A 15,996-nucleotide genomic window follows, 5' to 3' on the forward strand; every position below is an offset into this window, starting at 1 on the left:
GTGGTCAGGCCCCTGTCTTGCCGAGGACTGCGGGCGCTTCGGCCTCTTCGTGGAATTCGAGCTGGCGGCGCCGGTTGGGGATGAGGCCCTCGGGACGGAAGCGCATCAGCAGGATGAGGGCGAGTCCGAAGGCGAGGAGCTGGTAGTCGCCGAGGAACTGGAGCTTGTTGGGGATGAGGAACAGCAGGGCCGCGCCGATGAGCGGGCCGCTGATGGTGCCCATGCCGCCGAGGACGACCGCGGCGAGGAGGAAGGCGGAGTTGGGCGGGATGGGGCCGGCGAAGAGGTACTGCTCGGGGGTGACGGTGTAGGTCACGTGGGCCTGGACGGTGCCGGCGAGACCGGCGAGGGAGGCGCCGACGGCGAAGGCGACGAGCTTGACGCGGAAGCCGTTGATGCCCATGGCGAGGGCGGCGGTCTCGTCCTCGCGGATGGCGACCCAGGCGCGGCCGATGCGGGAGTCGCCGCTGCGCCGGAAGACCAGGACGACGACGGCGGTGATGAGGAGCATCAGGAAGAAGTAGTTGGCGAACCGGCCGATGGTGAAGCCGGCGATGTCGTGCTGGGCGCCGAAGTCGAATCCGAGGATGTCCAGGTTGGGGATGGAGGAGATGCCGTTGGATCCGTTGGTGACGTCGGGGCCGGAGGTGCCGTCGAGGTTGTTGGCGGTGATGCGGAAGATCTCGCCGAAGCCGAGGGTGACGATGGCCAGGTAGTCGCCGCGCAGCCGGAGGGTCGGGGCGCCGATGAGGACGCCGAAGACCAGGGAGGCGGCGGTTCCGACGAGGACGGCCGCCCAGAAGGGGAAGTGGACGTCGAAGGGGCTGTTGGGGGAGCCGGAGACGAGGGCGGCGGCGTAGGCGCCGACGCCGAGGAAGGCGACGTAGCCGAGGTCGAGGAGGCCGGCGAGGCCGACGACGATGTTCAGGCCGAGGGCGACGGTGGCGAAGATGAGGATGTAGACGCCGACGGTGGCGTACTGGTCGTCGGTCTGGGTGAAGGGGAACAGTGCGGCCGCGACGAAGGCGCCGCAGATGGTGATGTTCTGGTGCCGGGCGGTGATCTGGGAGGCCTGGCTGATGAGGCCGGACTTGTTGAGGGCGGCGAAGCCGAAGCCGGCGGTGATGAGGAAGCCGACGAAGAGTTCGTCGTACTCGGTGCCGATGCCGTAGGTGAAGACGACCAGGCCGAGTGCCAGGACGGCGACGATGATGAGGATCTCGGCGTAGGAGGGCAGGGTGGGCACGGGGCGTGCGGTGCCGGAGGCGAAGGCGGCCTTGAGGGTCTGCCAGCCGTGCCCGGCCCGGTGGGTGAAGCGGGCCCAGGAGGTGTCGTCGGGGTCGACGGGATCGGGCAGGGGCCGCTGGAAGGGGAGGGCGAGGGCGCCGAGGAGTGTGGCGAGGGCGGCGGCGGCGGCCACGTAGCCGCCGGGTTCGAGGTTGACGACCCCGCCGAGTTTCACGCTGATCGCGACGACCGTGTACCAGGCGGTGGCGAAGGTGGCGACGGCGGCGAACTTGATGGCGCCGTCGGCGCCCGCGGGGGTCAGCCAGTGCAGGCCGCGGATGCCGTAGGAGGAGAGGCAGAAGAGGGCGGTCAGGGCGCCGGCTACGAGGACGAGGACCTGGAGGCCGCCGGGGTAGCCGTAGACGGTGAGGTCGCCGGGGAAGGACGCGGTCCAGGTCCAGGCCAGGAAGGTGGACAGGACGGTGAGGATCGCGCCGCCGGTGGCCAGGGCGCGGCCGATGTGCGGCGGGATGCCGATGAGGCCGGTGGCCGTGCCGGTGGCGGCGTCGGTGCTCCGGGGGGTTTCCGGGGTTTCCGGTGCGGTGGTCTGTGTGGTCATCGGTGTCACGCCCTGTCCGCGACGCGTTCGCCGAGCAGGCCCTGGGGCCTGAACAGCAGTACGAGGATGAGGAGTACAAAGGCCCAGACGTCGGCCCAGGACTGGCTGCCGAACTGGTCCATGCCGGGGAGGTCGGCGATGTAGGCGGTGGCGAGGGTCTCGGCCACGCCGAGGACGACGCCGCCGATCATGGCTCCGTAGATGTTGCCGATGCCGCCGAGGACGGCCGCGGTGAACGCCTTCAGGCCGAGGATGAAGCCCATGCGGTAGTCGATCTGGCCGTACTTGAGGCCGTAGGCGACGCCGCCGACGGCGGCGAACGCGGCGCCGAGGGCGAAGGCGACCACGATGATGCGGTCGGTGTTGATGCCCATGAGCTTGGCGGTGTCGGGGTCCTGGGCGGTGGCCTGCATGCCGCGTCCGGTGCGGGTCTTCATGACGAAGTAGGCGAGGACGGCCATGCTGAGGGGCGCGGCGACGAGCAGGAAGATGTCACCGGTCTGGATGGTGACGTCGCCGAGGTGGAAGGGGCCGCCGTCGATCTGGGGGAAGGTGCGGGCGGATTTGGCGTTGGGGTACCAGGCCCACACCGCCTGCTGCAGGGCGAGGGAGAGGCCGATGGCGGTGATGAGCGGGGCCAGACGCGGGGCGCCGCGCAGGGGGCGGTAGGCGAATCGTTCCGCTCCCACGGCGACGATGACGGCGACCAGGACGGCGCCGATGAGCATGAGCGGCAGGGCCACCCACATGGAGGTGCCGTCGGGCACCACCCACAGGTAGACCGAGAGCGCCCCGAAGGCTCCGGTCATGAAGATCTCGCCGTGGGCGAAGTTGATGAGCTGGACGATGCCGTAGACCATTGTGTAGCCGATGGCGACCAGCCCGTACATGGATCCCAGTAGCAGGCCGTTGACCAGCTGCTGCGGCAGTTCGTTCACCGCATGTCCTCCGAGACGTTCGGATGAGTTCGACGGATGGGGCCGGATGCGAGTGCGCGCGGGGCGCCAGTGGAACAGCGCCCCGCGCGGCTCGTGGTGGTGCTGGGCGGGTCGGATCAGCCGGTGTAGGTACCGGACTTGACCGGCTTCCAGGTCCCGTTCTCGACGGCGTACACGGTGAGCTGCTTGTTGGTGGCGTCACCGTACTCGTCGAAGGACACCTTGCCGGTGACTCCGTCGAAGGAGACGCCCTGCATGGCCTCGGTGACCTTGGCGCGGGCGTCGTCGGGCAGCTTGCCGTCGTTGTCGTCGACGACCTTCTTCACGGCCTCGATGATCGCCCAGGCGGAGTCGTAGGAGTAGCCGCCGTAGGCCTCGTAGGCCTCCTTGTAGCCGCCGTTCTTGTAGTTGGCGACGAACTCCTTGGCGGAGGGCAGCTCCTCGACGGGCGCGCCGACGGAGGTGGCGAGGTCGCCGGTGGAGGTGGTGCCGGCCAGCTTGATGAAGTCGGCGCTGTAGATGCCGTCGCCGCCGACGACGGGGATCTTCGCGCCCGCGGCCTTGATCTGCTTGCTCAGCGGGCCGGCCTGCGGGTATTCGCCGCCGTAGTAGACGACGTCGGCACCGGACTTCTTGACCTTGGTGGCGACCGCGGAGAAGTCCTTGGTGTCGGGGTTGATGTGCTCGGTGCCCGCGACGGTGCCGCCGAGCTTCTTGAACTCCGCGGTGAAGGTGGAGGCCAGGCCGGCGCCGTAGGTCTTCTTGTCGTCGATGACGAAGACCTTCTTCTTCTTGCTGTCGTTGAAGAGGTACTGCGCGGCGAACGGGCCCTGGACGGCGTCCGTGGTCGCGGTGCGGAAGTACGACTTGTACGGCCGTGCCTTGGTGGTCTGCCAGTTGGTGCCCTGCGTCAGCGCCGGGTTGGTGTTGGCCGGGGAGACCTCGACCAGCTTGGCGTCGTCGAACACCTTCTGCATGGACTCGGCGACGGAGGAGTTCAGCGGGCCGACCACGCCGAGCACGTCCTTGTCGGCGACGAGCTTCGTGGCGTTCTGCTGGCCGGAGGCCGGCTGGCCCTGGTCGTCGAGCGCCTGGATCTTGAACGTGACGCCCTTGACGTAGTCCTGCTTGTTGGCCGTCTTGGCGGCGAGGTCGACCGAGTTCTTGATGCCGAGGCCCAGCGCGGACAGGTCGCCGGTCAGCGGGGCGTCGACGCCGATGACGACGGTGGTGCCACCGGAGTCCTTGCCGTTGTCGCCGCTGTCGCGCGAGCCGCAGGCGGTGAGGGTGAGTGCTCCCGCCGCCAAAGCGGCGGTGATGGCGATGAGCGAACGTTGACGCACGATCAGTCCTTTCCCTGGCACAGCCGCATCCCCGTGGAAACGGCCGAGTCGAGCGCTGGGCCGAAGTGGCAATCCACGGCGCGGTGACTGGCCGTGACTCTAGGCGTGTGTGGGGAACGTGGAGGAGAGTCTGGCCGAGGCTGTGACTCTCTTGTTATGACACGACGTATTGCAGAGCGGTACCGCGTGGGGGGAACGCCGGAATTCTTGCCGGTTCGCCCTGTCCGCATGCTGAGAAACCGCAGGAACCGGCCGGATGCGTTCAGGTGTATCAGCGGTTTTGCTAATTACCTGAAAGTCGTACCGCAGACCGCTCGCAGCGCCTCGGAGAGCGCTGCCGCATACCGCGGCCCCAGGATGAAGCTCTGTGCCTGCATTGCGCGCGTATTACGCAGAGTTACGTCCAGGAAAGGCAGTCCGGCGTTCTCCGGCACTTTCCCGCATTCCGTCACATGCATGGTGATGGTGACCTTGCGTGGGGCACGTGCCTTCGTCCGGAAAGGGGTGGCCGGGCTCGGCGTCACCGCCAGGCCCGCGTACGGCTGGGAGACGCGGATCGTCTCGACCGGCGGGCCGGAGCCGACCTCGACGGCCACGTCGAAGGCGAACGTGCGGGGCGCGCCGCCCCGTCTCACGGCCCCCGGGGTGAGGTGGACGACGCGGGTGACCTGGGACGGATACGGCGGGGCCGGCGGCGGTGGCTGCCGCGGCCAGGTCGCGTGGAGGTAGCCGGCCGTCAGGGCGACGGCGCAGGTCAGCGCGGTCAGGAAGGCGCGGCGGTGCCGCCGGTACAGGCGTCCGGAAAGTCCGCGCCCGGGAGGGGAGCGGCGCCGGGGCGGGGTGTCCAGCGCGTACGTGCCTTCGCCCGGCTCGACCGGACCGACGCCGGTCACCGCCAGGGACCCCGGCCGGGCCGGCCGTCGCGGTACCGGGCCGCGCAGTCCTCCCGCGCCCGACGGGCGACCAGCTCCCGGGCGGCCGCGGCGCCCTGTCGCTGTCTCACGGACCGGGCGGCGGCCACCACGTCGCGCAGGATGTCGTACTGGGCGTTGGACAGCCCCATCGACTGGTAGTCACCGTACGTGCCGCTGTCCAGTGCCTTACCGGACCAGTGCACGACGAGCCGCGTGCACAGCTCCGCGTCCGTCGTGACACGCGGTGACGTCGTGGGCCGGGCCGTCGCGGGGCCGGTGCGTCCGGTGCCGTCTCCGCTTCCGGAGGCGGACGGGGCGGCACACCCCGTCACCGCCGCGCCCGTCACGAGTGCCACCGCGATTCCGGCCGCGCACAGTGCCGTCGCCGGTCCGGACATCCGCCCCCGCCCCATGCCTCGACGCTAGGCCGCGGGGTGGCCGCCGACAAGGGCGCCGCGGGGTGCGGGCACGCCGTGCCGGGGTGGGGTGCCGTGTGGCGGGTGGGCCGGTGCTTCGGTCGTGCGGGGGTGTGGTGCCGTGTGGCGGGCGGGCCTTGCGGCCGTGCCGGGGTGCGGTGCCGTGCGGCGGGTGGGCCGGTGCTTCGGCCGTGCGGGGTGTGGCGCCGTGTCGCGGGCGGGGCCTTCCGGCCGTGCGGGGTGTGGTGCCGTGTGGCGGGTGAGCCTCCGGCCGTGCCGGGGTGCCGTGCGGACCGGTTCTCGGCCGCGCGCGGTGCGTGCGGCCGACGGCTGCCCGTGCCGGGGCCCGCCGGGCCCGGATGCGCATCGGCCCCGCGCGTTGCCGTGCGGGGCCGATGCCTGTGCGCGGGCTGACTCAGCCGGCCGTGGTCGCGTGCTCGGCGTCCTGCGGGCGCACGTCACGCAGCATGCAGGTCAGCCGCGCGGTGCACACCCGCCGCCCCTCCTCGTCGCTGATCACGATCTCGTAGGTGGCCGTGGACCGCCCCCGGTGCACGGGCGTGGCCACACCGGTGACCAGGCCGGAGCGCACTCCGCGGTGGTGGGTGCAGTTGAGGTCGACACCGACGGCGATCTTGGACGTGCCGCCGTGCAGCATCGACCCGACGGAGCCCAGCGTCTCGGCGAGCACGGCGGAGGCGCCGCCGTGCAGCAGCCCGTACGGCTGGGTGTTGCCCTCCACCGGCATCGTCCCGACGACCCGCGCGGCCGAGGCCTCCAGGATCTGCACGCCCATCCGCGTGCCGAGGTGCCCCGCGGAGAACAGAGCCTGCAGGTCCACACCGAGCGCGGCGTACTCGTCGATGACCTCCTGCGGGAACTTCACGTGCTGCTGCTCGCCCATGGGCCCGGCTCCATTCGTCCGTCGTGATGCGTTCTGCTCGGCTGAGCAAACGCTCAGTCGGTCGCCGATTGTTCCAGACGGACCACGACGGACTTGCTGGCCGGGGTGTTGCTGATCTCCGCGGTGGCGTCCAGCGGCACCAGGACGTTCGTCTCCGGGTAGTACGCGGCCGCGCAGCCGCGGGCCGTCGGATAGTGCACGACCCGGAAGCCCGGTGCCCGCCGCTCGACCCCGTCCCTCCACTCGCCGACGAGGTCCACACGCGCCCCGTCGGCCACGCCCAGCGCCCGCGCGTCCTCGGGGTGGACGAGCACCACCCGGCGGCCGTTCCTGATGCCCCGGTAGCGGTCGTCGAGGCCGTAGACCGTGGTGTTGTACTGGTCGTGCGAGCGCAGCGTCTGCAGCAGCAGCCGGCCCTCGGGCAGCCGCGGGTACTCCACCGGCGCGGCGGTGAAGTTGGCCCTGCCGGTGGCCGTCGGGAAGCGGCGCTCGTCGCGCGGGGCGTGCGGCAGCGCGAAGCCGCCGGGTCGGGCCACGCGGGCGTTGAAGTCCTCGAACCCCGGGATCACCCGGGCGATCCTCTCGCGGATCGCGGCGTAGTCCTTCTCGAACTCCTCCCAGGGCACCCTGCTGCGCCCGCCGAGCACCCGCCGCGCCAGCCGGCAGACGATGGCCGGCTCCGACAGCAGGTGCGCGCTCGCCGGCGCCAGGCGGCCCCGTGAGGCGTGCACCATGCCCATGGAGTCCTCGACGGTGACGAACTGCTCGCCGCCGGCCCGCACGTCGCGCTCGGTCCGGCCGAGCGCCGGCAGGATCAGGGCCCGCGCGCCCGTGACGACGTGGGAGCGGTTCAGCTTGGTCGACACGTGCACGGTCAGGCGGGCCCGCCGCATGGCCGCCTCGGTGACCTCGGTGTCGGGGGAGGCGGAGACGAAGTTGCCGCCCATGGCGAAGAACACCTTCGCCGCACCGTCGCGCAGGGCGCGGATGGCGCGGACCACGTCGTAGCCGTGCTCGCGCGGCGGCGCGAAGCCGAACTCCTCCGCCAGGGCGTCGAGGAAGGCCGGCGCGGGCCGTTCGACGATGCCCATCGTGCGGTCGCCCTGCACGTTGGAGTGGCCGCGCACCGGGCACACGCCGGCCCCGGGGCGGCCGATGTTGCCGCGCAGCAGCAGGAAGTTCACCACCTCGCGGATGGTGGGTACGGAGTGCTTGTGCTGGGTGAGGCCCATCGCCCAGCACACGATGGTCCGCCGTGAGGCGAGGACCATCTGCAGGGCCCGCTCGATCTCCTCGCGCGTGAGGCCGGTCGCGGCGAGCGTCCCGTCCCAGTCGGCGGCGCGGGCCGCCTCGGCGAACTCCTCGTAGCCGTGGGTGTGTTCGCGGACGAAGTCCTCGTCGACCGCGCCGGGCGTCTCGATGACCAGCTTGTTGAGCAGGCGGAACAGGGCCTGGTCCCCGCCGATGCGGATCTGCAGGAACAGGTCCGTGAGCGCGGTGCCCGTGGTCAGGCCCCTGGGGGTCTGCGGGTTCTTGAACCGCTCCAGGCCGGCCTCGGGCAGCGGGTTGATGCTGATGATCTTCGCGCCGCCCGCCTTGGCCTTCTCCAGGGCGGTGAGCATGCGCGGGTGGTTGGTGCCGGGGTTCTGCCCGGCGACGATGATCAGGTCCGCCCGGTGGAGGTCCTCGAGCAGGACGCTGCCCTTGCCGACGCCGATCGTCTCGGACAGCGCCGAGCCCGAGGACTCGTGGCACAGGTTCGAGCAGTCCGGCAGGTTGTTGGTGCCGAACTCGCGCGCGAACAGCTGGTAGAGGAACGCCGCCTCGTTGCTGGTGCGGCCCGAGGTGTAGAAGACGGCCTCGTCGGGGGAGCCGAGGGCGGCGAGTTCCTCCGCCACGATGTCGAAGGCGCGCTCCCAGGTCACCGGCTCGTAGTGATCCGCGCCCTCGGGAAGGTGCACCGGGTGCGTCAGGCGCCCCTGCTGGCCCAGCCAGTAGCCGCTGCGGCCGGCGAGGTCCGTCACGGAGTGCGCCGCGAAGAACTCCGGGGTGACCCGGCGCAGGGTGGCCTCCTCGGCGACCGCCTTCGCGCCGTTCTCGCAGAACTCCGCCGTGTGCCGGTCGTCCGCCTCGGGCCAGGCGCAGCCCGGGCAGTCGAAGCCGTCCTTCTGGTTCACGCGCAGCAGGGTCAGCGCCGTGCGCCGCAGGCCCATCTGCCGCTGCGCCGTCCGCAGGGTGCGGCCGATGGCCGGCAGCCCCGCCGCCACGTGCTTCGGGCCGGCGACCAGCGGCGCGTCCTGGACCGGATCACTCTCGGGCGGCTTCGTGGCCATCGCGGCGCTCTCCTTCGCTGGCACCTGTGAGAAACGCCCCCGATCCTGCCACGGGACGCGGGCACCCGGCCCTGGCCGGGCCCGCGCGCCCGGCCAGGGCGGTCCGTGGCCGGCCGGGCCCGGGTCCGTGACCGGCGGGACGTCCGCCGGAGGGGGCCTGTGTCAGCGCGGCGTGGCAGGATCGGGGCGTGGCAGAAACAGCATCGAAGACGACCGACAAGAACCCCGGCGAGCGCCCCCGCCTGATGCTCATGGACGGGCACTCGCTGGCCTACCGCGCGTTCTTCGCGCTGCCCGCGGAGAACTTCACGACCGCGACGGGCCAGCCGACGAACGCGATCTACGGCTTCGCGTCGATGCTGGCCAACACCCTGCGTGACGAGGCGCCCACGCACTTCGCGGTGGCCTTCGACGTCTCCCGCAAGACGTGGCGCTCGGAGCAGTTCACCGAGTACAAGGCGAACCGCTCCAAGACCCCCGACGAGTTCAGGGGCCAGGTCGAGCTGATCGGGGAGCTGCTCGACGCGATGCAGGCGCCGCGCTTCGCCGTCGAGGGCTTCGAGGCGGACGACGTCATCGCCACCCTCGCCACCCAGGCCGAGGCCGAGGGCTTCGAGGTGCTGATCGTCACCGGCGACCGCGACTCCTTCCAGCTGGTCTCCGAGCACACCACGGTGCTGTACCCCACGAAGGGCGTCTCCGAGCTGACCCGGTTCACCCCGGAGAAGGTCGTCGAGAAGTACGGGCTGACGCCGGCGCAGTACCCGGACTTCGCCGCGCTGCGCGGCGACCCGTCCGACAACCTCCCGGGCATCCCCGGGGTCGGCGAGAAGACCGCCGCGAAGTGGATCAACCAGTTCGGCTCCTTCGCCGAGCTGGTCGAGCGCGCCGACGAGGTCAAGGGCAAGGCCGGGCAGAACCTGCGCGACCACCTGGAGTCCGTCAAGCTCAACCGCCGGCTGACCGAGCTGGAGCGGAACGTCGAGCTGCCCAGGGGAGTCGCCGACCTCACGCGGCTGCCGTACGACCGCAAGGCCGTGGCGATGGTCCTGGACACCCTGGAGATCCGCAACCCGTCGCTGCGCGAGCGGCTCTTCGCCGTCGACCCCGGCACCGAGGAGGCCGAGTCGACCCCGGTCGTGGCCGACGGCGTGGAGCTGGACGGCACGGTGCTCGGCACGGGTGAGCTGGCGCCGTGGCTCGCCGAGCACGGCACGCAGACCCTCGGCGTCGCCACGGTCGACACCTGGGCGCTCGGCGCGGGCTCGGTGGCCGAGGTGGCGCTCGCCGCGCCGGCGAAGGGGCCGTCCGAAGGGGCCGCGCAGGAGGGCGCCGACGGGCCGCGCGCCGGTGCGGCCGCCTGGTTCGACCCCTCCCAGCTCGACGAGGCGGACGAGACCGCGTTCGCCGCGTGGCTGGCCGACGCCGGCCGCCCCAAGGTGTTCCACAACGCCAAGGGCGCGATGCGGGTCTTCGCCGAGCACGGCTGGCGGATCGAGGGCGTGACGATGGACACCGCCCTGGCCGCCTACCTGGTCAAGCCGGGCCGTCGCTCCTTCGACCTGGACGCGCTGTCCCTGGAGTACCTGCACCGCGAGCTGGCGCCCGCCGCCGCGGCCGACGGCCAGCTGGCCTTCGGAGCGGACGACGGCGCCGAGGCCGAGGCCCTGATGATCCAGGCCCGCGCCGTCCTCGACCTGGGCGAGGTGTTCGGGCAGCGGCTGCAGGACGTGGGCGCGGCCGACCTGCTGCGTGACGTGGAGCTGCCCGTCTCCGCCCTGCTGGCGCGGATGGAGCGCAACGGCATCGCCGCCGACCGGGCCCACCTGGAGGCCATGGAGCAGCTGTTCGCCGGTGCGGTGCAGCAGGCCGTGAAGGAGGCGCACGCGGCGGCCGGGCACGAGTTCAACCTCGGCTCGCCCAAGCAGCTCCAGGAGGTCCTCTTCGGCGAGCTGGCGCTGCCGAAGACGAAGAAGACCAAGACGGGCTACACCACCGACGCCGACGCCCTGGCGTGGCTGGCCGCCCAGACCGACAACGAGCTGCCGGTCATCATGCTGCGCCACCGCGAGCAGGCCAAGCTGCGCGTCACCGTCGAGGGCCTGATCAAGACCATCGCGGCGGACGGCCGGATCCACACCACCTTCAACCAGACGGTCGCAGCCACCGGCCGCCTGTCGTCGACGGACCCGAACCTGCAGAACATCCCCGTCCGCACCGACGAGGGCCGGGCGATCCGCCGCGGTTTCGTGGTCGGCGAGGGCTACGAGTCGCTCATGACGGCCGACTACAGCCAGATCGAGCTGCGCGTGATGGCCCACCTCTCCGAGGACGCCGGTCTGATCGAGGCCTTCACCTCCGGCGAGGACCTGCACACGACGGCCGCCTCGCAGGTGTTCGCCGTCGACCGCTCGGCGGTCGACGCGGAGATGCGCCGCAAGATCAAGGCGATGTCGTACGGCCTGGCGTACGGGCTGTCCGCCTTCGGGCTCTCCCAGCAGCTCAACATCGAGGCGGCGGAGGCCCGCTTCCTCATGGACCGGTACTTCGAGCGCTTCGGCGGGGTGCGGGACTACCTGCGCCGGGTCGTCGACGAGGCGAGGGCGACCGGCTACACCGAGACCCTGTTCGGACGCCGGCGCTACCTGCCCGACCTGAACAGCGACAACCGCCAGCGCCGAGAGACGGCCGAGCGGATGGCCCTCAACGCGCCGATCCAGGGGACGGCGGCGGACATCGTCAAGATCGCCATGCTGAACGTGGACCGCGCCCTGCGCGAGGCCGATCTGAGGTCCCGCATGCTCCTGCAGGTCCACGACGAAATCGTCCTGGAGATCGCACCGGGGGAGCGGGCTGCGGCGGAGGAGATCGTCCGCCGCGAGATGTCCGCCGCGGTCCAGCTGCGGGCCCCGCTGGACGTGTCGGTCGGCGTCGGAACCGACTGGGAGTCCGCGGCCCACTAGCGCCGCGGCAGGCAACGTTCGCCGGCTCCGGCCGACCTGAGCGAGCGGCCCCCGCCGGGTGTCACCCGGCAGGGGCCGCAGCCTGCCGTGCGGCGGGAGAAGACCGGCGAGCCGCGGCACGCCGCCTCGGCGGCGCCGGCCGCGGCGCGGCAGCCGCGCCGGCGCCGGTGCGCACCGTCACCTCGTGGCGGACGTGCCCGCCGTCACCGTCCGGCCGGGCGGCCTGCCGCCACCGCGTCCCCGCCGGCATCCTCCGGGACCCGCACCGGACGGCAGAGCCTGACGCCGGCCGCGTACACCAGCAGCCCCAGCACCAGCCCCGCACCCGCCCCGAAGCACAGGGTGGGCACCAGCTCCCACGGCCCGGCCGCCGGTCCCCGCAGCGCCCACCACCCCGCCGCCCGCCGCACCGCTCCCGCCAACACGCAGCCCCCGATGACGGCACCGGCCCAGCACCGGTCGCGCGCCGACAGCACCGGAACCCCGGCCGGCTCGCCCCCGGGCGCCCGGCGCAGCGCGTGCACCAGGAACCCGGCGATGACAGCCGCCGCCACGGCCGAACCCCCGTACTGCAGGTACCAGTAGAGCGGTGACCCGGCCAGCTCCCGGCCCAGGACCGGGAAGAGCCGCATGCCCCACCGGTCGAGGTGGGTGAACGCGTCCCACACCACGTGCGTCAGCGCGCCCAGGACGGCGGAGACGTAACCCCACACGGCCGTGGAAGGGCTGACGCGGCTCCGCTCGGCCCCGCACCGCGACAGCGCGGCCACGCGCCCCTGACGCGACCGCGGCAGCAGCGCAACCAGCGGCTCGCGCACCAGCAGCCACAGCCCCACCAGCACCCAGGCGACGAGCACGTCGACGCTCAGGACACCGGGGAGGGAGTGCGTGACCGTGCCGAACTCCATGGCCCCGGACCGGACACTCGCCGCGTAATAGGTCATGTCGGGGGAGAAGGAGCCCGCCACGAGCGCCGCCGGGACGAGCCGCCCCCGCCCACTGCCGTCACCGCGCACCCCGGGCAGCACGGCCGCCGCATGACTCAGTGTGAACGGCAACGGGGCTCCCTCTGACGTGTGTTGGCCCGACGGCCCGGCCCGGACGATCAGCGCAGCCCAGTATGCGGGAGGCGCTGTGTGACGCCGCGCGCAAGGGAAGATGGCCAACTGGTGAAAACCGGGCACGAACGGGTCCCCAGAGAAAGCAAGTTGTCGTAGGGTCACCTGGGTTGCTCTGCCGCCACGGCGGTCGAACGGGCCGACGGGATGTTCGACGGCGCGCCGAACGGACAGACGCACCGCGGGACACACCACCCGGAACGTTCCACGAGGGCAACCAGCACCACGGGTCAACCGTCACAACAGGGCGAACAGACGCACAGAGACGGACGCTCGGACGTCCACAGGAGGGGTTCACTCTATGGCGGCGCATTTCGGCAGCAGACTGCGCAAGGGAGCGGCGACGACGGCCGTGGCCGCAGCGGCGGTCGCGGCCCTCTCCGCCTCCCAGGCACCGGGGGTGACGGCCGACGACCACGGCAGACGGACGACCGCCGACGCCGTGCCGTCCCCCGAGGTGTCCGCCGACGGCGCCGCGACCGGCAACTCGCCCTACTACACGGACCTGCCGCCGCTCAACAGCCCCAGCCCGGCGCCCACCATCGGCACCCCCGTCTCGCGCGGCCCGTCCGAGGCGGGCATCCCCGCGACGGTGCTGGACGCGTACAAGAAGGCCGAGGCGGAACTGCGGACCTCCAAGCCGGGGTGCAACCTGCCCTGGCAGCTGCTCGCCGCGATCGGCAAGGTCGAGTCGGGCCAGGCCCGCGGCGGCCGCGTCACCGCGGACGGCACCACCGTGACGCCGATCCTCGGCCCCGTCCTCAACGGCGTCGGCTTCGCCCACATCAAGGACACCGACGGCGGAGCCTACGACAACGACAGCACCTACGACCGCGCGGTCGGCCCCATGCAGTTCATACCCTCCACCTGGGCGTGGGCGGGCCGCGACGGCAACGGCGACGGCAGGAAGAACCCCAACAACGTCTACGACGCCGCGCTGGCCGCCGGTCACTACCTGTGCCGCAACGGCTGGGACCTGGCCACCCGCGCCGACCTGGAGCGGGCCGTCCTCAGCTACAACAACTCGCGGGACTACCTGAACCTCGTCCTCACGTGGCTGGACTACTACCGCGACGGCACCCACTCGATCCCGGACGGCACCGGCACGCTGCCCACCGACCGCAGCGACAGCACCGCCGGGGCGGGTCCCGACCCGTCGCCGTCGCCCTCGGCGTCCACGGCGGACCCCGACCCCGGCAAGTCCAGCACGCCGGGCAAGCCCGCCACCCCCGCGAAGCCGGGCGGCGGCACGACGCACCCCGCTCCCACCACGCCGTCCACCCCCACCACACCGCCGTCGACCCCCGGCACGCCGGTCCCGACGCCGACCCCCACCGACACGGTCGCCCGGCTGAAGGACGCGGGCACCGGCAAGCTGACCGCCATGACGGGCGAGACGTTCGCCCGGAAGATCAGCGCCCGCGCCGAGACGGAGGCGGGCAGGGCGGTCGCCAAGGTCCGCGTCCGGTTCACCGTCCTCGGCGACACCGACGCCGCCTTCACCGGCGGGGAGAAGGTCGCCACGGTCCTCACCGACTCCTCGGGCGTCGCCGTCGCACCGGCGCTCCAGGCGGGCGAGCGGACGGGCGACTTCACCGTCCGCGCCCTCGTCGTGGGCCGCACCCTCACGGGCCTGGAGTACCGGGCCACCGTCACCCCGAGGGCCGCCGACACGCTCACCCGCACCGGCGACACCCCGCTGACCTGCACGCCGGGCGGCGAGTTCGCCGGGCAGGTGGGGATCAAGGCCACCTACAAGGGCGCCGCCGCCGGCGGGGTCGCGGCCACCGCCACCCTGGTCGGGTCGGCCGAGGACGCCGCCGAGAACGACAAGGGCCCGTTCTTCAAGGGCGCCGACGGCAAGCCCGTGCGCACCCTGGAGGGCCTGCGGACGGACGCCGAGGGTCTGCTGACGCTGCCGAAGCTGTACGCGGACGACACCACCGGCACGTTCCTGCTCCGCGTCACGACCACCGGCGGTGCGGTCCTGACCGTGGAACTGAAGGTCGCGGCGGCCGAGACCCCGGCCGAGACCCCGGCCGAGCCGTCGCCCGGCGCTTCGGCCTAGCCCCGGGAAGTCCGTTCAGGGCGCCCCCGTCCCGCATCGGCAGCGGGGTGGGGGCGCCCTTCCGCGTCGCGGGACCCGGCGTCAGCGCCGGAGCCGGGCGTTGGTGTGCCGCGTCGGCTCCGCGGTGGCCGGGTCCTCGGGCCACGGATGCCGGGGATACCGCCCGCGCAGCTCCGCCCGCACGCTCGGGTAGCCGTTCCGCCAGAACGAGGCGAGGTCGGCGGTCACGGCGGCGGGCCGCCCGGCGGGGGAGAGCAGGTGCACCAGGACCGGCACCCCCGCGAGGACGGGCGACCGCTGCAGGCCGAACATCTCCTGCAGCTTCACCGCGAGCACGGGCTGCTCGGGACGGGCGTAGTCGACACGGACGCGGGACCCGCTGGGCACGGTGATCCGCTCCGGGGCCAGCTCGTCCAGCCGGGCGGCGTCGCCGGACGCCCAGGGCAGCAGCCGGGCCAGGGCCTGCCCGGCGTCGATCCGCGCCAGGTCCGCCCGCCGCCGCGCCCGGCCCAGCTCGGGCTCCAGCCACTCGTCCACGCGCGCGTGGAGCGCCTCGTCGCACACGTCGGGCCAGGGCTCGCCGAGGTGCCGGCGCAGGAAGGCGAGCCGCTGCCGCAGCACCGCCGCCTCCGGTGTCCACCGCAGCAGCCCGAACCCCTCCTGCCGCAGACCGTCCAGCAGGGCGTCGCGGACGAGTGCGGGAGCGGGGGCGGTCAGGGGCCGCACGGCCGACTCGATCGCCCCGAGCCGCTCGACCCGCCGCGCGACGACGTCGCCGCCGCTCCAGCGGACCTCGTCGCGCTCCTCCCGCAGCGCCCCGGCCGCGAGCCGCACGACGTCCTCGTCGACCACGGCGCCGAGCCGCACCCGCGCGTGGCCCCTGCCGATCGGCCGGTCCGCCACGGCGACGGCGACCCAGGGCGCCCCGCGCAGCGCGGACCCCTCCGGCAGCTCGGCCCGGGTCCCGGACACCATGAGGTACGAACCGCCGTCGAGCCGGGCCACCCGCTCCGGAAAGGCCAGCGCGGCGACGAGCCCGGCCACCCGGTCCCCGCCCGCTGCTCCGGCGGAGCCCATTCCCGTGGCGGAGCCCATTCCCGTGGCGGAGCCCATTCCCGTGGCGGAGCCCATTCCCGTGGCGGAGCCGGTTCCC

At 72.7% G+C, this 15,996-nt stretch carries 11 protein-coding genes; 2 read left to right on the forward strand and 9 right to left on the reverse strand.

What is annotated here, in order from left to right; genetic code table 11:
• Positions 1-4 precede the first annotated feature (4 nt).
• The 7 genes from ABZ920_RS05560 to ABZ920_RS05590 all read right to left on the reverse strand — a co-directional run bounded on the left by ABZ920_RS05560 (position 5) and on the right by ABZ920_RS05590 (position 8,694).
• Positions 5-1,846 carry a branched-chain amino acid ABC transporter permease gene (locus tag ABZ920_RS05560; protein WP_361499094.1) on the reverse strand — a complete coding sequence of 614 codons (1,842 nt, stop codon included), beginning with the start codon at positions 1,844-1,846 and terminating at the stop codon, positions 5-7.
• Positions 1,847-1,851: 5 nt separating this feature from the next.
• Positions 1,852-2,784: a branched-chain amino acid ABC transporter permease gene (locus ABZ920_RS05565; protein WP_361499096.1), complete on the reverse strand. Its 933-nt coding sequence runs from the start codon at positions 2,782-2,784 to the stop codon at positions 1,852-1,854.
• Positions 2,785-2,900: 116 nt separating this feature from the next.
• The gene (locus ABZ920_RS05570) at positions 2,901-4,127 is read right to left on the reverse strand and encodes a branched-chain amino acid ABC transporter substrate-binding protein (RefSeq protein WP_361499098.1); all 1,227 of its coding nucleotides are present in this window, start codon (positions 4,125-4,127) and stop codon (positions 2,901-2,903) included.
• Between the two features lie 287 nt (positions 4,128-4,414).
• Positions 4,415-4,723, reverse strand: coding sequence for a hypothetical protein (locus tag ABZ920_RS05575; protein WP_361499100.1), 309 nt, complete (start codon positions 4,721-4,723; stop codon positions 4,415-4,417).
• A 293-nt stretch (positions 4,724-5,016) separates the two neighbouring features.
• Entirely contained in the window at positions 5,017-5,397 is a 381-nt protein-coding gene (locus tag ABZ920_RS05580) for a hypothetical protein (protein WP_361499102.1), read from the reverse strand.
• A gap of 475 nt (positions 5,398-5,872) precedes the next feature.
• Positions 5,873-6,361 (reverse strand): hotdog fold thioesterase, encoded by a 489-nt coding sequence (locus ABZ920_RS05585; RefSeq protein ID WP_361499104.1) that lies wholly within the window; start codon positions 6,359-6,361, stop codon positions 5,873-5,875.
• Positions 6,362-6,414: 53 nt separating this feature from the next.
• Positions 6,415-8,694 carry an FdhF/YdeP family oxidoreductase gene (locus ABZ920_RS05590; protein ID WP_361499106.1) on the reverse strand — a complete coding sequence of 760 codons (2,280 nt, stop codon included), beginning with the start codon at positions 8,692-8,694 and terminating at the stop codon, positions 6,415-6,417.
• 188 nt (positions 8,695-8,882) lie between these two features.
• Between ABZ920_RS05590 and polA the strand changes: the two genes are divergently transcribed.
• Positions 8,883-11,657 (forward strand): DNA polymerase I, encoded by a 2,775-nt coding sequence (gene polA / locus ABZ920_RS05595; RefSeq protein WP_361499107.1) that lies wholly within the window; start codon positions 8,883-8,885, stop codon positions 11,655-11,657.
• Positions 11,658-11,860: 203 nt separating this feature from the next.
• On the opposite strand, the gene ABZ920_RS05600 is transcribed toward polA, so the two are convergent.
• Complete coding sequence (locus ABZ920_RS05600; protein ID WP_361499109.1) at positions 11,861-12,715, reverse strand: DUF4184 family protein; 855 nt, start codon at positions 12,713-12,715, stop codon at positions 11,861-11,863.
• Positions 12,716-13,076: 361 nt separating this feature from the next.
• Between ABZ920_RS05600 and ABZ920_RS05605 the strand changes: the two genes are divergently transcribed.
• Complete coding sequence (locus ABZ920_RS05605; protein ID WP_361499111.1) at positions 13,077-14,843, forward strand: lytic transglycosylase domain-containing protein; 1,767 nt, start codon at positions 13,077-13,079, stop codon at positions 14,841-14,843.
• An 81-nt stretch (positions 14,844-14,924) separates the two neighbouring features.
• Here ABZ920_RS05605 and ABZ920_RS05610 read toward each other — a convergent pair.
• Positions 14,925-15,996 (reverse strand): ATP-dependent helicase C-terminal domain-containing protein (locus ABZ920_RS05610; protein ID WP_361499113.1); only part of this gene is annotated, 1,072 nt, incomplete at its 5' end.

This window comes from Streptomyces sp. NPDC046831, from assembly GCF_040645305.1.
Lineage (GTDB): Bacteria > Actinomycetota > Actinomycetes > Streptomycetales > Streptomycetaceae > Streptomyces.